Genomic DNA, 20,276 nt, shown 5'->3' with positions numbered 1-20,276 from the left:
AACAGTCTGTTTGGGAAGGTGAACGATGGGTTGGATCGCGAGAGGGTCGTGCTTAGGACTGGCATGCGCAATGCTGGCATCGTGCGCCACAGCCCCCGCGTACGATCCTACCGGCGCAAACCCGATCTTCCGCAACCGCTTTACCGCCGATCCGGCTCCGCTGACGGTCGGCGACACCCTTTATCTCTATGCAGGGCATGACGAGGGCAACGAGCATTTCCGCATCGATGAATGGGTCGTCTATTCCACGACCGACATGCGTCATTGGACAGACCACGGCGCGTTCTTCCGCCCGTCCGACATCGCGTGGGCGGAGGGGGAGGCCTGGGCGTCGCAGATGGTCGAGCGCGATGGGCGCTATTTCTTCTACTTCACCGTCGAGCACGACGATACAAGCCCGGGCAAGGCAATCGGGGTAGCCGAGTGCGATACGCCGGTAGGTCCTTGCCATGATGCGCGGGGCAGCGCACTCGTACTCGACAACCCCGCCACATGGCGTGCGTGGAGCGATATCGATCCTACCGTTTTCATCGATGACGACGGCACCGCCTGGCTCGCCTGGGGCAACTCCAACCTCTATCTCGCCCGGCTGAAGGACAACATGATCGAGCTCGACGGGGAACCGCAGGAGTTGTCGATCACGAATTACCTGGAGGGCCCGTGGCTGCACAAGCGCGGCGACCTCTATTACCTGACCTACGCCTCGATCATCGAGAACGTGCAGCCCAACGAGCGCATTTCCTACGCCACGGCGCCATCTATGCAGGGACCGTGGACCTATCGCGGCGAGTTGACCGGCGAAGCGACCAACAGCTTCACCATCCATGCCGGGATCGAGCAGTTCCTCGGCGACTGGTATTTCTTCTACCACAACGGCACGCTGACCATCGATGGGGTCGAGGGGATGCAATATCGCCGCTCGGTGGCGGTGGAGCGGCTGCGTTACGATGCCAACGGGCTGATGCTGCCGATCACCCAGACGCGCGAGGGTATCACATTGCCCGCAGGTACGCCGGGAACGCCGACCTCGGCCGACTAGGCGGGGCCGCGCACTTCCTCGAGAACGGCGGAGGCCCGTTCCATCAGGAAGCCGATATCGGTCCCCACAGAGACGAACTTGAAGCCCTCCGCGATCCGCTGGCGCGCATTTTCGGGCGAGACTGAAAATACGCCGGCGGGCTTGCCCGCCGCGTCGATCACTGACTTGGCGTGGGCCACGGCCTTGCCGACCTCCGGGTGCAGCGGCTGGCCGAGATAGCCGAGCGAGGCCGAGAGATCCGCCGGCCCGACGAACAGCGCGTCTACGCCTTCGACAGCTGCGATGGTCTCGATATTATCGAGCCCCTTGGCGCTTTCGATCTGGACGATCAGCGTCACCATCTCGTTGGCCTGGTGCAGATAGTCGACGTTCCTCCCGAAGGCCGCTGCGCGGGCGGTGGCGCTCGAGACACCGCGAAAGCCGTGAGGGGCGTAGCGCATGGCACGCACCAGTTCCTCGGCTTCGGCGGCGTCCTCCACCATCGGCACCAGGATCGTGTGAAAGCCCATGTCGAGATACTGCTTGATCGCGACGGGATCGCGCGCCGGAACCCGGGCGATGGGCTCCAGCGGAAAGGCCGAGACCGCCTGCGCCTGGGCTAGCAAACTATACAGCGAATTCGGCGAATGCTCGCCGTCGAACAGCAACCAGTCGAACCCGCAATGCGCGCAGATTTCCGCGGTGTAGGGGTCGGCCAGTGCCTGCCACATCCCGATCAGCGGTCGTTCGCTAGCCAGGGCTTGCTTGAAGGCAATCCTGCTCGGGCGGAACGTCATGGCAGACCTCGCTAGAACTCGTAGACCAGGGTGAAGCGCGAAAGCGTGTCGGTCTTTTCGGCACCGCCGGGCGGATCCGTGTCGTGCTCGACGGCATAGGAAAGCCGAGCGATCAGGCCGCCTCCTACGCCCGCTTCCAGCGCGGTGACCGAGGTGAACGAACTGTTCTCGCTCTCGATGTAGGCACTGGCGTCCTGCGCCAACTTTAGTCTTTGTGCGACTTGCCAATCGAGGTCGAGCGTGCCGAGCGTGGATACAGCGCTTTCCTCTCCGCCCGCCGCCAGTTCGGTATATCGCCATGCCGGCCCAGCCTCGACCGACAGCTTGAGATCGGACTCGTTCACTACCCGGTAGCCCAGACCGCCGGATACTGAATAACGCCGATCGAAGCCTTGAAACGGATCGGCTTCGAGCTGGGCAAGCCCGAACGAGAACACGTCGTCCGACAGCGCGAACCGTGGACGATAGGCCAAGAGAAACTGCGTACGATCGTAATTGTCGTTGGCGAGATAGTCGAACCGGCCAGTCAACCGGTGTTCCCACTCGTCACCCTGTCGGGTCAACTGGAAGGCAGCTGTGGCACCGACGTTCGACCCGTTGCCGGTATTACGGTAGGCACCGACTTCGCCCCGGCCGCGCCACAGTTCAAGCGGACCGGCCGCCTCGATGGCCGCCTCGCGGCTCTCCGCTTCTCGCGCTTCCTGCTCGCGCCGGCGGCGATGGAACTCTTCCTGCAGCGTGTCCAGTTCGGTTCCCGCTGCGGGGTTGGTGGTGCGGGCCAGCGCGATGACGCTGTCGACCTGACCGGCGTCACCCTGCCGGATGGCCTCCTCGATCATGGCGAGAACGGGCTCGGGCAGCGATTGGGCGGCTACGGTCGCCGGCGCGATAGTAAAGCCGAGCGCCAGTGCGAGCAGGCCGTGCCGCACCTTAGACATCGGACGGGTACCGCAGGGGGCCGGCACCGGCAGGCGGGTTGAAGACAGGAATACCCTGATCGTCATAGCGGACGTGCTGCACGCGCGTGTGACGATTGGGATCGTAAAGCGGATCGCCCTCGATATCGGCATAGCCACGTGCATGGAAGACCATCACGTCGCGGCCGCACTCGTCGGTGGTGAAGCTGTTGTGACCGGGCCCGAACACACACCGATCGGGCGCGCTCGTCATGACCGGCACGGGCGACTTGGCCCAGCTTGCCAGATCCATCAGGTCCGCATCCCTGTGCGCCGTGAGCATCCCCACGGCATACCGCTCGTCGGTAGCGCTGGCTGAATAGGTGAGGAACAGCTTGTCGCCATGCTTGAGCAGCGCCGGCCCTTCGTTGACCTTGTAGCCCTGGATCTCCCAGTCAAGGGTGGGCACTGTCAGCCTGAGCGGCGGGGCGGCAAAGGTCAATGGCGTGGCGAGCGGGGCGAGGTAGAGGTTCGAATTCGTCTCGATCCCAGGCTCGTGCTGTGCCCAGCACAGATAGTCGGTCCCGCGATGTTGGAATGAAGTCGCATCAAGGCAGAAGCTGTCCCAAGGTGCCTGCAACTGGCCGAGCACGGACCAGCGATCGTCCATTGGATCCTCGCCCTCGCAGGCCAGGGCATAGGTGCGAATGCGGAAGACCTCGTCGGCATCTCCGGCAGCGAAGTAGACGCACCAACGCCCACCGATCTGATGGATCTCAGGCGCCCAGATATGTCCGCCCATCCGTCCGCTGACAGGGCGATGCCATAACGTGATCTCTGCTGCGCGTGACAATCCGGCCAAAGTGTCCGAACGGCGCAGGATGATCCTGTCGTACTCGGGCACCGAGGCGGTAAACAGGTAGCGTCCTTCCCCATCGCGCGTGACCCACGGGTCGGCGCGCTGGAAGATGAGCGGGTTGATGACGAGCTCACTCTCGCAAGCCTGCGCCAGGCTGCGGCCGGGTATTGTGAGAGCGCCCGCTCCCGCGAGCGAGGACGCAAGGAAACCGCGGCGTGCGATCGTGGGATTGGAAGTCATTGTAAGGGGTTTCCTTCGATCACTGGCCAGCCTGCTTCGTCCCATCCGAGCTTCGCCAGCCGCAAAGTGGCCCGCCCGTCGTTGCGACTGTCGTAGCCGTGAAACACGAGATACTCCTCGCCATCGCGGTCCAGGAAATATCCGGCGTGGCCCGGACCGCGAAACCGGTCGTCCGCGTCGGCTTCCAGCAAAATGGTGCCACCTGCCTCCAACATCGAAGAGCCGTCGCGATCGAGGTAGGGCCCGCCAATGTCACGCGCCCGGCTCATGGCAAGTTTGTAGTCGCTCTGTTCGGCGCGGCAGCAGTGGTCGAAGCCGACGATGAGGTAGTACCACCCACCGTGTTCGACGATGAATGGCGCCTCGATGGCCCAATTGGCTGCGGCGTCACGACGGGCGATGCGCCGCGGCTGCGCGCCGGGCGGCGGGATGCCGGTGGCCGGGTCGAGCTCCACGAGCTGTATCCCGCCCCAGAAGCTGCCGAAGACAAGCCAATGCCTGCCCTCGCGGTCGATCTGAAAATCGGGATCGATGGCGTTGTAGTCTGTGTCGTCGCTCGATCGCACTACGAGACCCTCATCGCGCCAGCCATAGTCGGGCGAGTTCGGATCGAGACTGACCGACGTAGCAAGCCCGATGGCGGAGTTGCGTGACCCGAACGTCGATACCGAATAATAGAGCCGGTATTGCCCACCGACCCTTTCGACGTCCGGTGCCCAGAACCCGCGCGCCGTTGGCACCATTTCGCGCGCCCAATCCGGTATCACGGCTATGGGACTGGGGAGCGAGTGCCATTCCGCCATGTCGTCGGAATAGCGCGCGGTTAGAGGCAACCTGCCACCAAGTCCGGTGGAGTAGGCATAGTAGCGACTGCCTTCCCGGATCAGAACGGGATCATGCGCGGGGACGATATCCCCGGTCAGCGCGAGGCTGCCGACTGCCGGAGCGGTCGGCACCTCGACCGCCGCGCAGGCACTGGCGAGCGCGGCGGCGAGGGTAGCGACGACTGTCCGGACGGCAGAGAGCACTACCTGACTTCGAGCATCACGACCGACTTGGCCGGCAAACTGAGACGGATGGTGTCGCCATCGATGCGTGCGCCCGTGAAGGTTTGCACTGTCACGTTGTTAGGCTGGTCGAAGGTGTTGTGCGCATCCATCGCGGCCGCCGTCACCATCCTCCCGGTCACGGCCGAGCCGGTGGCACCGTCGAGCTCGATGGTCACTTCCTCGGCATCATGCGGATTGACGTTGGTGAGACCGATCCGCAGCACGCCGTCGGTGCCGCGCACCGAACTGGCACTGACCTCGTCCATGGACCATTCGTTGACCGAGTAGGTCGGGCTCTCGACCTCCACCGGATAGACCGTACCATCCATGTAACCCTGGTAGAGATCGAAGACGTGGTAGGTGGGGGTGAGTACCATGTCGGGCCCGTCGGTGAACATCATCGCCTGCAGCACGTTCACCATCTGCGCGATATTGGCCCCGCGCACGCGCTCGGTATGGCGGGCGAAAATGTCGAAGTTAAGCGAGGTCACGAGAGCGTCGCGTAGGCTGTTCTGCTGGCGCAGGAAGCCCGGATGGGTGTCGGGATCCTGGTCGTACCACGTCCCCCACTCGTCGATCAGCAACGCCACGCGGCGATTGGGATCATGGCGGTCCATCACCTCGGAATGCGCGGTGATGAGTTCATCCATGTGCGTCGTCTTGACCAGGGTGCGCGCCCACTGATCCTCGTCGAAGCCGATCGCCGAGCCCTTGTGTCCCCAGTCGTAGGGGATCGTGTAGTAGTGGACACCGATGCCGTCGAACATGTTGCCGGCGCGCTCCATCATGACGTCGGTCCAGTTCAGGTCCATGTCGTTGGCACCGCTGGCGATGCGCATGACGCTCTGGCCGGAGGGTACCTTGACGAAGGTGGAGTAGCGGCGGGTCAAGTCGGCGGCATATTCAGGGCGCATATTGCCGCCACAGCCCCAGAGCTCGTTGCCGAGGCCGAACATGGTGAGATTCCACGGCCGGTCGCGCCCATTGGCTGCACGCTCGCGCGCGAGGCTCGAGCCGATGGGCGTGGTCATGTATTCGACCCATTCGGCCATCTCGAAGGGCGGGGCGGAGCCGATGTTGCCCGATACGTAGGGCTCGGCGCCCAGTGCCTCGGCAAAGTCCATGAACTCGTGCGTGCCGAAGCGATTTTCCTCGGTTACATAGCCCCAGTGGGTGTTGATCCGCACCGCGCGGCCTTCCTGCTCGCCGATGCCTTCGCGCCAGTGATACTCGTCGGCGAAGCAGCCACCCGGCCAACGCACTACCGGCACGTTGATCGCGCGCAGGGCCTCGAGCACGTCGGTGCGCACGCCGTTTTCGTTGGGGATTGCGCTATCGCGGCCCACCCAGATGCCGTCCTCGATACCTGTGCCGAGATGCTCGGCGAACTGGCCGAAGATACGCTTATCGTAGGCCGGCTGCGGATCGTTGGCATTTACGGTGACAGTGGTTTGCGCAAGGGCAGGCGCGGCAAGAACGAGCGCCAGGGCGGCGCCGAAAAACAGCTTCATGGTATCTACTCCGTTGCGCGCGCCGGGCGCGCGAGGTCGGGGGTGGTGCCCGGCCCGGTGAAGGGCGTGAGGCGGAAAGTGAACTGGGTGTCCTCGGCGGCGGTGCGGTATTGCTCGAGCGGCAGGCCGAAATCACTCCACTGCGTGTCGCCGCCCACGCCCCATTGTGCTGCGTCGACGAGGAGAGAGCCCTGCCCATGCGGCACGATATCGGTGGAGCGCGCGGTGCCAGGCGCACGGCGCAACAGGTCTTCGTAAGGAAAGGCGAGCGCGTTCATCATCATCGGCTGCTCGCCCTCGATGCGAACACCCCGTCCGTCGCCGCCGACCTCCATCCAGCGCACATCGACCTTGTTGCCGGTTTCTTGCGGGCGAATGTAATCGTGGTTCTGATCGGCAAGCGCTCCGCGCCACAGGCCGATGGGGGCCGAGGTCCGGCGATCGACGTAGCTTTCGTGCGGGCCGCGGCCGAACCACTCCACCATATCGAAGCTCTCCGCCATGTCGTAGCTGAGACCGATGCGGAAGGGCGGTGGCAGGTCGTCGACGAGAGGCTGGAGTTGCCCCATCACCTCGACGCTGCCGTCGCTCGACATGGAGTATGTGGTTACGAAACGTGCCTGCCCTTCGCCGAGCAGGTGCGTGACGGAGATCGCCGATCCACTGGCATCGATGTTTTCGACGCGGCGCTGGGTGCTCAGCGATTGCCACACCGCCATGTTGCGGGCCGCCGGGGTTCCGTTGTCGTTGTCGGTCAGCGCTCGCCAGAAGTAGGGCTCGCCGCCATCGACCAGCTCGGTGCCTCCAGCGGCATAGCTGTCAATCAGGCCGGTGTTTCGGTCGATCACCAGCGACGCGCCGTTCGCAGAAAGCGTGTAGGCACCACGACCGCGGTCGAGCTCTACTCGGCCTTCCACCGCTTGCGGCTGGATGGGGGTGGGCACCTGCACGGCGAACTGCTCCCAGCCCAATACCGTTCCGCCCGGCACCTGCGGAATGGCCCCGTCAGGAGCCAGAGCGCGGACGGTGACATGATATTCCGCCCGCGGATCGAGGGCTATACCGGACAGGGGCAGGGTAAGCGTCTCGCTGGCGTGGGCGGCGAGAGAGCTGGCAGGCAGGTCGCCGCCGTCGATCCTTACGCCGTCGCGTTCAAGCGACCAGTCGAAGGTGTATCCGCCGAGATCAACGAAATCGAAGCGATTTGTGCGCGTAACGACACCGGTTGCCGGATCGAATTCAGAAAATTCGATAGGCGAGTAGACCTTGCGCAATTCGTATAGCGTCGGATTGGGCGTGCGGTCCGACTGCAGCATGCCGTCGCCGATCTCTATGTCGCCGTTGCCGCTGGGGTTGTTGCCGTAAATGCTGCCGTCCCCCCAGTATCGCCGCCCGTCTTCCGTATAGGCGTACATGGACTGGTCGACCCAATCCCAGATGAAGCCGCCTTGCAGTTGCGGGTGCGCGTAGATGGTGTCCCAGTATTCGGCGAGATTGCCGCCGGAATTGCCCATCATGTGTGCGTATTCGCACATGATCACCGGCTGGTCGAAGTTCCAGTTGGTGACGTAATCTTCCAGCTTGACCGCAGGATCGTACATCGGTGCGTAGATATCGGCGTACCAGTTAGGCCGGTGATCGTCGATGCCGTCCCAGGTGCCCCAGCCAAGGTAGCTGATCAGCCTGCTCGGATCGCGCGCGCGTGCCGCGGTGGCGGCCTGCTCGAAGGCCTGGCCGATGCCCGCCTCGTTGCCGAGCGACCAGAAGATGATCGAGGGATGATTCTTGTCGCGCTCGACCATCCGCATGACGCGGCTGACGTGAGCATCGACCCAGGCGGGGTCGAACCCGACCTGCCAGTGCGCGCGTTCGAGCGGACGGCCGTTGGCGTAGTCCATGTAGCCGTGGCTCTCGATGTTCGCCTCGTCCATGACGTAGAGGCCGTAGCGGTCTGCGAGTTCGTAGAGGTAAGGATCGTTCGGGTAGTGCGAGGTGCGGATGGCGTTGATGTTGTTCTGCTTCATCAGCGCGATATCGCGTTCCATGCTTTCGCGGCTGACGACGTGGAAGGTTTCCGGATCGTGCTCGTGCCGGTTGACGCCACGAATGGTGATCGGCTGACCGTTCACCATAACCTGCGCATCGCGCACCTCGACCGTGCGGAAGCCGATCTGCCGGGCGGTTGCCTCGAGCACGTTGCCACGCGCGTCGATGAGCTCGGTCAGCAGGGTGTAGAGCCGCGGGGTCTCGGCCGTCCAGTGATCGACACCGGGCACATCCGCCGACAGGGTGACGCTGCGCGCGTCGGCGCTGCGCGCGAGGTCTGCAGACCTTTCGAGCAAGCGGCGATCCCCGTCGAGCAACGTCATGCGGGCCCGCGCCGCGGTGCCGGAACTGACGGCCACGTCCACCGACAGCCGACCGTCGCGATAGGCATCGTCCAGTCCCGCGCGCACGAAGGTGTCCTCCACGCGGGTTTCCGGAACGGCATAAAGGTAGACCGAGCGCTCGATGCCCGAGACGCGCCAGAAATCCTGGTCTTCCAGGTAACTCCCGTCGGACCAGCGATAGACCCGCAGGGCGATGGTGTTGGAGCCGGGGCGCAGATACTCGGTAAGGTCGAATTCGCTCGGCAGCTTCGAATCCTGCGCGTAGCCGACCATCTCGCCGTTCACCCAGACGTAGTAGGCCCCCCCCGCGGCGCCGATGTGGAGGATGACATTCTCGCCCGACCAGCCCGCGGGCAGCGTGAAGTCGCGGCGGTAAGAGCCGACCGAGTTGATGTCGTGCTGGATCAGCGGGCGATTGGCCGGAAAGGGGTAGCGAATGTTGTTGAACATCGCCTGCCCATATCCCTCGGCTTGCCAGTCCGACGGCACGGGGATCTGATCCCAGCCGGAAGTGTCGTAGCCGGGGCGTTCGAAACCCTGCGGCGCTTCGTCGGCGCCCGGCGAGAAATGGAAGTCCCATGTCCCGTCGAGTGACAAGTAACGCGACGAACGTTCCGGCTCGCCCTGCAAGGCCAGTTCGCCGCTTTCGAAGGGGAAACCCGTGGCACGCATGGGCAGGCGGTTGCGCTCGAAGACTGTGGGATTTTCCCAGTCAGGGCGCGACGGATCGATTTGCACGGGATCGATCCGCGGATCCTGCGCCAGCGCGCCAGTCGACAGCGCAGCCGTGGATACCGAGGCCAGGCCCAGCGCAACCAGCGCGCGCAAGCTGTTCATTCGTCCGCTCCAAAATTGTTCTTGCTTGTATCTTGTCTGACAATATACTGACTCGTCCAAACGTCAAGCGTCAAACGGCGCTGAAAAAGGTTGCTTCCCCATGGCTGCAAGGCTCATAGATCCCGGCGGATTAGTCATGCAAACCTGGGAGGCATCTGTGCCCGCCACCAAGAAAGAGCCATCGCACGTCAAGATTTCGCGCGATCTCGGCGTGGCAATCGTCACCGGGCAGCACCAGCCCGGAGACATTCTGCCCGGCGAGATCGAGATTGCCGAGAAGTTCGGGATCTCGCGCAGCGTGGTGCGCGAGGCGCTGCGGATGCTGTCCGCGCGCGGCCTGATCGAGAGCAAGCCGAAGATCGGCACGCGGATCAAGGATCGCGATTCCTGGCATCTGCTCGACCCGACGCTGCTCGAATGGATGTTCGAGGCCGCGCCGCCGCCAAAATTCGTGCAGAGCCTGTTCGAGCTGCGCCTGATCGTCGAACCGGCGGCGGCGGAACTTGCGGCCAAGAAGAAGACGGCCCGCCAACTTGCGGTGATGGGTCACGCGATCGAGGAGATGGCCCGCTACAAGCTGTCCACGGCCGAAGGCCAGCTCGCCGATCAGGAATTTCATGCGGCCATTCTTGAGGCGACCGATAACGAACTGCTGGTCAACCTGTCGGCCAGCATCGGCGCGGCCGTACGTTGGACCACCTATTTTAAATATCGACAGTCGAAGTGTCCGCGCGACCCCATAGAGGAACATCGCGCCCTCTTCGAAGCTATCGCCGGCGGCGACGGCCCAAGGGCGCGCGAGGTAACTGTCGAGTTGATCGTCAACGCTGAACGCGACACGCAGGCGGCTCTGGCCGGGTAATCGGGGAGGAGCATCATGAAGAAGCGCACCCTGTCGATCGGTGCCGTTGCCATCCTGTCAGCCTGTGCCAGCGCGCCGCAGGAGCCCGAGATTTCGTGGGGCAAGGCGGACGTGCCATTTATCGATTACCGGGTCGATTCGATTGAGTGCGCCATGCTCGGCGCGACCCAGAATATTTCCGAGCGCGAAGAACTGGCCGAGATCCTTCGGGGTGTGCGCCAGCAGGAGCGGGATCTAGATATCAGGGGCGACGGGGCGGACCTCTACGACATGCTGCGCGACTACAACATGGTCTACCAGCGCAGCTTCCGCGGCAACGTGCCGGCCCTGCAGGGCGTGATGGTTGAAACCGTGCACCAGTGCTTGCGCGACCGTGGCTACGCTGAGTTCGCGCTGACGGGTGCGCAGGAAGGGCTGCTGCGCGAACTCGACCACGGCACAGACGAGCGGTTTCGCTACCTTCACGCGCTCGCCAGCGATCCGCACGTGCTCGCCAGACAGGCTGTTACACCTGATACGTCCGCCGGCTGGTAGAGCCTAGTGGCTGTCGCGCGGCAAACCTCGTTCCTGGGCGATGCGCTGAAATTTCTCCGCACCCTCAAGGATCGCACCCGACGACATTTGTCCTACATAATTGCGCTGGATTTCCTGCCACGGAGTTTGGCTCGCGGGATAGCTGTAACCGCCATCGGCTTCCAGCTGCCGCTGTCGCTCGGCCAGATCCTCGTCGGAGACAAGCATGTTGGCGGTCTTCGCGCGAAGATCGATGCGGATACGGTCGCCGGTCCGTAACAGGGCGAGGCCGCCGCCGGCGGCAGCTTCGGGGCTGGCGTTGAGGATCGAGGGACTACCGCTGGTCCCTGATTGCCGACCGTCGCCCACGCAAGGCAGGGCATGAACCCCTTCGCTCAGCAGGTAGGTCGGCGGGCGCATGTTCACCACCTCGGCGCTGCCCGGATAGCCCACCGGGCCCACGCCGCGAATAAACAGGATCGTTTCTGGCGTGATGCCGAGAGCAGGATCGTCGATCTTGGCGTGGTATTCCTCGGGCCCGTCGAACACTACTGCGGTTCCCTCGAACGCATCCGGGTCATCGGGGTTGGACAGGTAGCGGCCGCGAAATTCCTCTGAGATCACGCTGGTCTTCATGATTGCGGAATCGAACAGGTTGCCCGAGAGCACGACGAAGCCCGCCGCTGGGCGCAGCGGATTGTCGAAGGGCCGGATGACCCGCTCGTCCTCGATCTCGACACCCCGACAGTTCTCGCCGATGGTCTTGCCGTTAACCGTCATGGCGTTCTCCGCGATCAAGCCCTGCTTGATGAGCTGGCCCACCACGGCACAGACGCCGCCGGCACGGTAGTAGTCCTCGCCGAGATATTCGCCCGCCGGCTGCATGTTCACCAGCAGTGGAATGTCGAGCCCCAACGTTTCCCACTCGCGGATGTCGAGATCGACACCGATGTGGCGGGCGATCGCCGCCAGGTGGATCGGCGCGTTGGTCGAACCGCCGATGGCGGTATTGACGCGGATGGCGTTGGCGAAGGAATCCTTGGTCATGATGTCCGAGGGTTTGACGTCCTCGTTCACCAGTTCCACTGCGCGCTTGCCGGTGTGGTAGGCTACTTCCTGCCGATCCCTGTACGGCGCGGGAATGGCTGCCGATCCGGTAAGCGACATGCCCAGCGCCTCGGCCAGCGAATTCATCGTGGTCGCCGTGCCCATCGTGTTGCAATAGCCGGTCGAAGGGGCCGAGGACGCGACGAGGCGGATAAAGCCCTGGTAGTCGATTTCGCCCGAGGCCAGTAGCTCACGCGCCTTCCAGACGATCGTGCCCGATCCCGTGCGTTCGCCCTTGAAATAGCCATTGAGCATGGGCCCGACGGAGAGCGCGATTGCCGGGATATTCACCGTTGCCGCGCCCATCAGCATGGCCGGTGTCGTTTTGTCGCAGCCGATCGTCAGCACCACGCCATCGAGGGGATAGCCGTAAAGCACTTCGACCAGGCCAAGATAGGAAAGGTTGCGATCCAGCCCCGCTGTCGGCCGCTTGCCAGTCTCCTGGATAGGATGGACGGGAAATTCGATGGCGATGCCGCCTGCCTCGCGAATGCCCTCGCGCACGCGCTCGGCCAATACGATGTGGTGACGGTTGCAGGGCGAAAGATCGCTGCCGGTCTGGGCGATGCCGATGATCGGCTTATCGCTTTGCAGCTCTTCAAGGGTAAGCCCGAAGTTCATGTACCGCTCGAGATAGAGAGCAGTCATGTCGGCATTGTCCGGGTTGTCGAACCAGGCGCGGCTGCGCAGCTTCGATCCGGGCGAGGGGGACGCGGACATCTTGGGTTACTCCTCAGCCCGCGACGGAAACGCGGTAGATCATCGTGTGGCGATAGGTCTGTCCGGGATCAAGCCGCGCTGACCCGAAATCGGACTGATTGGGTGTATCCGGGAAAAGCTGTGGCTCCAGCGCGATCCCGTCGCCCATCCGGAACACCAAATTGTCTTCGCCGACCAGTTCGCCGACGAGGAAGTTTCCCGAATAGAATTGCAGGCCCGGTTCGGTGGACAGCACCTCGAGGACACGGCCGGAAAGCGTATGCTCGACCCGCGCCGCGAGTTCGGGGCGCGCCGTTCGACCCTTGTCGAGGATCCAGTTGTGATCCCATCCGTGACCGAGCACGATCTGTTCGTCCGCTCCGTCGCGAACGCCGTCGTACATCATGCGGCCATTGCGGAAGTCGAAGACTGTGCCTTCCACTCCGCGGCGCTCTCCGGTGGGAATCAGCGTCGCGTCCACCGGCAGGTATTGGCTGGCGGGGATGGTCAGGCGCTGGTCGTAGGTGCCGTAAGGCCAACCCTCGCCGCCCAGATTGAACAGCGCATGGTTCGTCATGTTGATGATGGTCGGCGCATCGGTCGTCGCCTCGAAGGCAATGGTGAGCGACCCGCGGTCGTCGAGACTGTAGGTCACGCGCGCATTTACGGTGCCGGGATAGCCTTGGTCGCCGTTGGGGCTGCTAAGAGCGAGGGTGACGCTCGCAACCGGCCCGTCTTCATCGACCGACACGATGCGCCAGTTGCGCATATCCCAACCCTCGGCCCCGCCGTGGAGCGAATTGACGCCATTATTGAGCGTGAGCTGGTAGTTCCGTCCGTCGAGCGAGAAGCGCCCACCGGCGATGCGGTTGGCGTAACGCCCGATCGTCTGGCCCCAGTAGTTGGGTGTTTCGAGATAGGCGGCGATGTTGTCATGCCCGATGGTTATGTCGGCGACGCGCCCCTCGCGGTCGGGCACGTTGAATTCCTGCAAGGTGGCGCCGAAGGTGATAATCTTGGCACTGACACCGTTCGTGCCGGTGAGCGTCACCGCCTCGACTGCTTCGCCCGATGGCAGGCGATCGAAGGTGCCGCGCTCTGCCGTGGAAGCGCTCGACGCGGCCGCCAGGGCCCCATGCGCCAGTGACGCAAGCGCCAGCGCCGCCCATTTGTACACTTTTGTCATGCATGCCCCTTCCCGTAGTTCCGGCACTTTTAGCGATTGACCGCCTTTGCGATTTCGATATAGTCAGACATATCGAAAATTTGCAAGTGGCGAATTTGGTCGCATTGCAAAAATACGGGAGCCTTGGACGATGCCAGTGCCAACAAATACCAGTGCCCGTGTCGCGCCTGCGTCCGGTGGAGCGACACAGCCGTACGGCAGGGCGCTGGCGCTGCTCGCCAGCTTGTTCTTCATGTGGGGCTTCATCACCGTCATCAACGGAACGCTCCTGCCGCATCTGCGCAGCGTCTTCGAGCTCAACTACTTCCAGACGACCGTCATCGAATCGGTCTGGTTCATCGCCTATGGCGTGATGGGTATGCCTTCGGCCTTCCTGATCGAGCGCATCGGTTACAAGAAGGCACTGATCATCGGACTGACGGTGATGGCGCTCGGCGCGCTCGGCATGATCGGCGCGGCGGAGCTGATCTCCTATCCGGTCACGCTGATCTCGCTTTTCGTCATTGCGAGCGGAATTACCCTCCTGCAGGTCGCGGCCAACCCCTACGTGGCGGTCATCGGACCGGCGGAGAGTTCGGAATCGCGCCTCACGCTGGTGCAGGCCTTCAACTCGATGGGCACGTTCTTCGCGCCCTATTTCGGCGGCTACCTCATCCTTTCGCGAACCACCGGCGGCACCTCGCTGGCCGGGACCGAGCTGACCGCTGCGGAACGCATCGCGGACGCTCAGGCGACACAGCTGCCCTACCTGCTCGTCGCGATCGTCCTCGCAATCATCGTCTTCATCATCTGGCGCGCCAACCTTCCGCAGATGGGCGAAAGCACCCGCAAGGCCAATCGCGAAGAGCGCAAGAAGCTGTCGCTGTGGTCGCACAAGAATCTGGTCTACGGCATTCCGGCGATCTTCATTTACCTGATCGCTGAAATCGGCGTTGCCAACCTCTTCATCAACTTCGCCATCCTGCCGGAAATCGGCGGGATCACGCCCGCCGATGCGGCGAAGTATCTCACGATGATGTGGGGCGGCATGATGGTCGGACGGTTTGCCGGCAGTTATTTGATGAGTCGCTTCAGTCCGAGCCGCGTGCTCGCCTGCTTTGCCTTGTTCGCCATGGTAGTAATGATCGGCGCGGCGACCCTGCAGGGACAGCTTGCGCTGTGGTGCCTGATCCTTGTCGGGCTTGGCCATTCGATCATGTTCCCGGCGATCTTTGCGCTGGGCATCAAGGGACTGGGCCCGCTGACCGAGGAAGGCTCGGGCCTGCTGATCACGGCGATCGCCGGCGGCGCACTGGTGGCCATCCAAGGCCTGCTCGCGGATGCCTATGGTCTCCAGACCAGCTTCTGGCTGACTGTAGCCTGCGAAGTCTACGTGCTCTGGTACGCGCTCTACGGCTCCAAGCCCACCAATGCGCTGCCGGAAGGTAATCTCGCCGCGCAGGGGGCCGACGAAACCCTGGCCTGACATGGTGCAAGTCGATCGCCGTCGATGGTTGGCGGGGGTGAGTTCGCTCGCCCTCGCCGGTACCATCCCGGCGGGGGCCTTGCGAGCGGCGACGGGCGGTTATCTTACAGCCCTCGTCGAGCCTGTTCCTCTCGACAAGGTGCGTTTGGCGCCGTCGATCTTTGCCGACGCCCAGGCCGCCAACCGCAGTTATCTCGCCTCGCTCGATCCCGAGCGCTTGCTGCACAACTTCTACCTATCCGCGGGGCTCGAGCCGCCCGCTCCGGTCTACGGCGGGTGGGAGGCGATGGGTATCGCCGGGCACTCGCTCGGCCATTGGCTCAGCGCGGTCTCGTTGCTGGTCGCCAATACCGGTGATGTCGAACTCGCTGCCAATCTCGACCATGCGCTGGCGCAGATGGCCCAAATCCAGTCGGCACACGGCGATGGTTACATCGGTGGGACGACTGTCGAGCGGGACGGCGAGATCGTGGACGGCAAGATCGTGTTCGAAGAAGTGCGCCGCGGCGACATTCGCAGCGGAGGCTTCGATCTCAACGGTGGGTGGGTTCCGCTCTACACCTGGCACAAGATCCACGCCGGGCTTATCGACGCCTATCGCCTCGCAAGACGGCAGTCGGCGATGCCGATCCTGCTGGGCATGTCGACCTATCTCGCCGAGGTGCTCGAGCCACTCGACGACGAGCAGATGCAGCGGGTTCTGCACGCCGAGCACGGCGGTCTCAACGAAAGCTACGCCGACACCTTTGCGCTGACCGGAAACCGGCGCTGGCTGCGACTGGCGCGGCGCATCTATCACCGCGCCGTGCTCGATCCGCTGGTGGCGCAGGAGGACCGGCTCGAAGGCCTGCACGCCAACACGCAGATTCCCAAGGTCATCGGCCTGGCGCGTCTGCACGAAGTCGCACCTGATGCGCGCTATGCAGGGGCCGCGCAATTCTTTCACAAGCGCGTGACGCAGCATCACAGCTACGTGATCGGCGGCAATTCGGAACGCGAGCATTTCGGGCCACCGGACCAGCGCGCGCATCGCATCGGCGAGGCGACGTGCGAGGCATGCAACACCTACAACATGCTCAAGCTCACCCGGCATTTGTACAGCTGGCAGCCCGATGCGCGGTGGTTTGATTTCTACGAGCAGGCGCAGATCAACCACATAATGGCGCACCAACGCCCCGACAATGGCCGCTTTGTCTACTTCATGCCGCTCGCTGCAGGGGCCAGGCGCATATATTCGGACCCCGAGGACAGCTTCTGGTGTTGCGTGGGGTCGGGAATGGAGAGCCACGCCAAGCATGCCGATTCCATCTGGTGGCACGACGCCGCGGCGTGCACGCTCTTCGTTAACCTGTTCATTCCCTCGTCGCTCGACTGGCCGGAGCGTGAGCTGGGCTGGCGCATGGCGAGCGCCATGCCAGACGAAGGCAGTGTGCGGTTATCCGTGAGCCGTCCCTCTCTTCGTGCGACGACGCTGGCCATGCGCATCCCCGCCTGGAGCGCCGCGCCGCAGATTGCCGTGAACGGCGTGCCGGTCGAAACCGAGATGGCAGACGGATACTCTCGCATAACGCGGCCTTGGGATGTGGGCGATACGGTCGACCTGACCCTACCCATGACGCTGGGCGTCGAGCGCGTACCTGACGACCCTTCGATCCTTGCGTTCACCCGCGGGCCGCTGATCTTGGCTGCCGATCTTGGCCCGGCCGACGAAGACTTTGTCGGCACCGGCCCGGTCCTCGTCGCAGGGCAGGGCAATCCAGCCGCCGCGTTGCGGTCCGCCTCCAAATCCGGGGTATTCACGACCGAGGGCGGGCTGGGGGAAACGCTCTTTCTGAAACCGTTCTTCCGGCAGTACGACCGGCGCAGCGCCGTCTACTTCCCCACCTTTACTTCGGCGGAATGGGCTGCGCGGCGGGGTGAATACATTCGCTCGCAAGAAGCTGCACAGGCGCTGTCCCGGCGGACCGTCGACACGCTCTATCTCGGCGAAATGCAACCCGAGCGCGACCACGATTTCGTTCCGGGCCGAAGCGAGGTGGTAAACTGGAATGGCAGGGCCGCGCGGCGGCTGCCGCCCGGCGACGAGATGCGCATGACTCTGGCTCGCCGACCGGGCGACGCCGTGCTGCAAGTGACGGTGTTCAGTGCCGATGCCGCTCGTCCGTTCGGCATAACGGTGGATGGCGCGCCGCTTGAATTGGCTTGGCCGGAGCCGTCGCCGGGCGACGGGTTCGTCACCCTTTCCTTTTCCTTGCCCCCGGTCGGCGAACAGGGGCGAGCCGAGGCTGTCATCGGCGTCCGCGCACTGCGGGAGCATGCGCTACTTTACGAGGTGCGCATGATGGAGCCCGAGGGTTAAAAATCACAAGCGCGCGGGCGGCAGCGGCAGGCCCGGTACATCGACGTCAAAGGCAAACAGGCTGCCCGCGTCGGGTTGCTCGGCAAGTTGCGCATCGGTCAATCCGGCGCGCGCGGTGGTGACATAGGCCGTTGTCAGATCGGGACCGCCGAGAGCGACTTTGGTTACGTTGGATGCTGGCAGCCGCACCTCGCGCAGGATTTCTCCGGTTGGCGAATACAGCCGCGCCCGCCAGCCGCCCCACAGGCCGAGCCAGACGTTTCCTGCAGAATCGATGCTGACCCCATCGGGATGCCCGTCGGCCGGATCGATACGCGCAAACTCCTCGACGCATTCGACCGCGCCGTTTTTGTCCAGCGTGGCCACGTCAATGCGTCCGCCGATCGTATCCACGTGGTAGAGCCGATCATTGGCAGGCGAAAGGCATGGGCCGTTGGTAATGGCGACCGGAGAAAGCCCGGAGTCGACCACGCGATTGCCATCCCAGCGATAGAAACGCCCGCTCACCGCAGTCTCACGATCGTCCATCGAGCCGAACCAGACCGACCCGTCCTGTGCCACCGTCGCATCGTTTAGCCGGTTGCCGGGCAGATCGCCCTCGACATCGGCGCGATGCGTGAAACTGCCGTCACGCGGATCGAACAGCGCGAGGCCGGTTTGCAAACCGGTCAGCAAGGTTTCGCCGGCTGTGGGGAGAACCCAGCCGACCTGCGCGGGTGCGGCCCAACGTTGCACCTCGCCGTCGCGCGGGCTGTAACAGAGAACATGGCGCTGCTTGATGTCGACGAACCAAAGCACGCCGCGCCGGGAATCCCAGGCCGGCCCCTCTCCAAGAGTTGCTTCGCCGCGCCACAACTGGCGTACCTCGGTCATTTCCATGTGCCTCTCCCGGTTGCGCTGCGGCAACATAGACCATATACCCTCGCAATTGTCAGACTTAAAGAGAGAATTCATGGACCAGCAGCACACCGAGACCTTCCGTGGAGTCGAAGCGGCGACCGGCGAGCCGCTTGAGCTCGCTTTTCCGGCGCAATCGGCCGCTGACGTTGCCCCTGTCTGCAAAGCGGCCGGGGCCGCCTTCGACGCTTATCGTGCTACCTCATCGGAGGCGCGTGCCGCCTTTCTCGAGGCGATCGGAGACGAAATCATGGCCTTGGGCGACCCTCTGCTCAAGCGCGCTGAATTGGAGAGTGGCTTGCCCGCGGCACGCCTTACCGGCGAACGCGGGCGCACGGTAGGGCAACTGAGGCTGTTTGCTGACCTGGTCCGTTCGGATCGCTGGCGCGGAGTGCGGATCGATCCGGCGCTGCCAGATCGCGAACCCCTGCCGCGTCCCGATTTGCGGTTGCGGATGATCCCACTCGGCCCGGTCGCGGTATTCGGTGCATCCAACTTCCCTCTCGCTTTTTCCACCGCCGGCGGGGACACTGCCTCGGCGCTGGCGGCTGGCTGTCCTGTGGTGGTCAAGGGTCACCCGGCTCATCCTGGCACCGACAGCATGGTGGCGGGCGCCATCGCTCGTGCCGCGGAGAAGACCGGAATGCCCACTGGCGTGTTCGGCCATGTGATGGGCACGGGCAACGAACTCGGCGCTGCTCTGGTGCGCGATCCCAACATCGCGGCGGTCGGCTTTACCGGATCGCGCGCGGGAGGCCTGGCGCTGGCCGCAATCGCGCAGGAGCGCGAGGTGCCGATTCCGGTCTACGCCGAAATGTCCAGCGTGAACCCGGTCGTGCTTCTGCCAGGTGCCTTGTCGGAAAATGCAGCGGCGCTTGGCGCGGCTTTCGTCGGATCACTGACGATGGGCGCTGGCCAGTTCTGCACCAATCCGGGGCTGGTCATTGCCGTGGACAGCCCGGATTTGCGCGCCTTCGAAGCTGCCGCTGCTGAGGTGGTCGCCGGTGCGGCCGGGCAGGTCATGCTCACGTCCGGCATCAGAGAGGCCTATCAGGCTGGTGTCGCTCGGCTCGAAGCCGCCGCTCCGGTGGAGTTGCTTGCCACGGGCGGCGACAGCCTCGCTTGCCAGGCCACGGCGCGGCTGTTCGCGGTAACGGGCCGTGCGGTGGCCGATGTGCCCGAACTGTTGGACGAAGTTTTCGGTGCGTCATCCCTTATCGTGCGCTGCGAGGATGCGGACGAATTGCAGAGCGTTCTCGCCGGGCTGGAGGGCCAGTTGACCGCCACGTTGCACCTGTCTGCTTCAGACCATGCGCAGGCGGCGAGCCTGCTGCCCATCCTCGAGCGCAAGTGCGGCCGCATCCTCGTGAACGGTTGGCCCACGGGAGTCGAGGTCGCGCACGCCATGGTTCACGGCGGGCCGTTCCCGGCGACGATCGACGGGCGCACCACGTCCGTCGGCACGCTGGCCATTGAGCGCTTCCTTCGGCCGGTGAGCTATCAGAACATGCCGGCCGACCTGCTGCCGCCGGAGTTGCACGACGATGCCGGGGTCCCGCGGCTAGTCGACGGCAAACTCGCTTGACCCGAA

15 protein-coding genes are annotated in these 20,276 nt (G+C 64.0%); 6 read left to right on the top strand and 9 right to left on the bottom strand.

Translation table 11 applies throughout. From position 1 onward, the window contains the following. The first annotated feature begins 70 nt into the window (after positions 1 to 70). Positions 71 to 1,039, top strand: coding sequence for a family 43 glycosylhydrolase (locus AAW00_RS06300; protein ID WP_047003362.1), 969 nt, complete (start codon positions 71 to 73; stop codon positions 1,037 to 1,039). On the opposite strand, the gene AAW00_RS06295 is transcribed toward AAW00_RS06300, so the two are convergent. The 6 genes from AAW00_RS06295 to AAW00_RS06270 are packed head-to-tail and all read right to left on the bottom strand — an operon-like array spanning position 1,036 to position 9,597. Continuing rightward, positions 1,036 to 1,815 carry an HpcH/HpaI aldolase family protein gene (locus tag AAW00_RS06295; protein WP_047003361.1) on the bottom strand — a complete coding sequence of 260 codons (780 nt, stop codon included), beginning with the start codon at positions 1,813 to 1,815 and terminating at the stop codon, positions 1,036 to 1,038. The two genes, AAW00_RS06300 and AAW00_RS06295, sit on opposite strands and share 4 nt — an antisense overlap. Before the next feature lie 11 nt (positions 1,816 to 1,826). Beyond that, positions 1,827 to 2,753, bottom strand: coding sequence for a DUF481 domain-containing protein (locus AAW00_RS06290; protein WP_047003360.1), 927 nt, complete (start codon positions 2,751 to 2,753; stop codon positions 1,827 to 1,829). Continuing rightward, positions 2,746 to 3,810: a glycoside hydrolase family 43 protein gene (locus AAW00_RS06285; protein ID WP_047003359.1), complete on the bottom strand. Its 1,065-nt coding sequence runs from the start codon at positions 3,808 to 3,810 to the stop codon at positions 2,746 to 2,748. The genes AAW00_RS06290 and AAW00_RS06285 overlap by 8 nt, the downstream gene beginning before the upstream one ends. Next, positions 3,807 to 4,838, bottom strand: a complete 1,032-nt coding sequence (locus tag AAW00_RS06280; RefSeq protein ID WP_047003358.1) for an arabinan endo-1,5-alpha-L-arabinosidase — start codon at positions 4,836 to 4,838, stop codon at positions 3,807 to 3,809. The genes AAW00_RS06285 and AAW00_RS06280 overlap by 4 nt, the downstream gene beginning before the upstream one ends. Further along, on the bottom strand, positions 4,838 to 6,370 hold the full coding sequence (locus AAW00_RS06275) for an alpha-N-arabinofuranosidase (RefSeq protein ID WP_047003357.1): 1,533 nt from the start codon (positions 6,368 to 6,370) through the stop codon (positions 4,838 to 4,840). Before AAW00_RS06275 ends, AAW00_RS06280 begins: the two co-directional genes overlap by 1 nt. Before the next feature lie 5 nt (positions 6,371 to 6,375). Then, entirely contained in the window at positions 6,376 to 9,597 is a 3,222-nt protein-coding gene (locus tag AAW00_RS06270; protein WP_047003356.1) for a glycoside hydrolase family 2 TIM barrel-domain containing protein, read from the bottom strand. A gap of 157 nt (positions 9,598 to 9,754) precedes the next feature. Here AAW00_RS06270 and AAW00_RS06265 point away from each other — a divergent pair, with 157 nt between their 5' ends. Both AAW00_RS06265 and AAW00_RS06260 read left to right on the top strand, forming a co-directional pair. Continuing rightward, positions 9,755 to 10,459: a FadR/GntR family transcriptional regulator gene (locus AAW00_RS06265; protein ID WP_241461649.1), complete on the top strand. Its 705-nt coding sequence runs from the start codon at positions 9,755 to 9,757 to the stop codon at positions 10,457 to 10,459. 15 nt (positions 10,460 to 10,474) lie between these two features. Continuing rightward, on the top strand, positions 10,475 to 10,993 hold the full coding sequence (locus AAW00_RS06260; protein WP_047003354.1) for a hypothetical protein: 519 nt from the start codon (positions 10,475 to 10,477) through the stop codon (positions 10,991 to 10,993). Positions 10,994 to 10,996: 3 nt separating this feature from the next. Here AAW00_RS06260 and AAW00_RS06255 read toward each other — a convergent pair whose 3' ends face one another. Together AAW00_RS06255 and AAW00_RS06250 are read right to left on the bottom strand one after the other, a co-directional pair. Further along, a complete protein-coding gene (locus AAW00_RS06255) occupies positions 10,997 to 12,799 on the bottom strand; it encodes an IlvD/Edd family dehydratase (protein WP_047003353.1) in 1,803 nt (600 codons plus the stop codon). Between the two features lie 13 nt (positions 12,800 to 12,812). Further along, positions 12,813 to 13,964, bottom strand: a complete 1,152-nt coding sequence (locus AAW00_RS06250; protein ID WP_047003352.1) for an aldose epimerase family protein — start codon at positions 13,962 to 13,964, stop codon at positions 12,813 to 12,815. A 130-nt stretch (positions 13,965 to 14,094) separates the two neighbouring features. On the opposite strand from AAW00_RS06250, the gene AAW00_RS06245 reads away from it, so the two are divergent. Together AAW00_RS06245 and AAW00_RS06240 are read left to right on the top strand one after the other, a co-directional pair. Then, entirely contained in the window at positions 14,095 to 15,429 is a 1,335-nt protein-coding gene (locus AAW00_RS06245) for a sugar MFS transporter (protein WP_047003351.1), read from the top strand. A 37-nt stretch (positions 15,430 to 15,466) separates the two neighbouring features. Beyond that, a complete protein-coding gene (locus AAW00_RS06240; RefSeq protein WP_162199412.1) occupies positions 15,467 to 17,788 on the top strand; it encodes a glycoside hydrolase family 127 protein in 2,322 nt (773 codons plus the stop codon). Positions 17,789 to 17,791: 3 nt separating this feature from the next. Here the strand turns inward: AAW00_RS06240 and AAW00_RS06235 are convergent, their stop codons facing one another. Continuing rightward, on the bottom strand, positions 17,792 to 18,667 hold the full coding sequence (locus AAW00_RS06235; protein WP_082124965.1) for an SMP-30/gluconolactonase/LRE family protein: 876 nt from the start codon (positions 18,665 to 18,667) through the stop codon (positions 17,792 to 17,794). Between the two features lie 73 nt (positions 18,668 to 18,740). On the opposite strand from AAW00_RS06235, the gene AAW00_RS06230 reads away from it, so the two are divergent. After that, the gene (locus AAW00_RS06230; protein WP_047003349.1) at positions 18,741 to 20,270 is read left to right on the top strand and encodes an aldehyde dehydrogenase (NADP(+)); all 1,530 of its coding nucleotides are present in this window, start codon (positions 18,741 to 18,743) and stop codon (positions 20,268 to 20,270) included. Positions 20,271 to 20,276 lie beyond the last annotated feature (6 nt).

This window comes from Aurantiacibacter luteus, from assembly GCF_001010945.1.
Lineage (GTDB): Bacteria > Pseudomonadota > Alphaproteobacteria > Sphingomonadales > Sphingomonadaceae > Alteraurantiacibacter > Alteraurantiacibacter luteus.
Note: the sequence above shows the minus strand (reverse complement) of the source record. Positions and strands in the feature narration are given on the sequence as shown.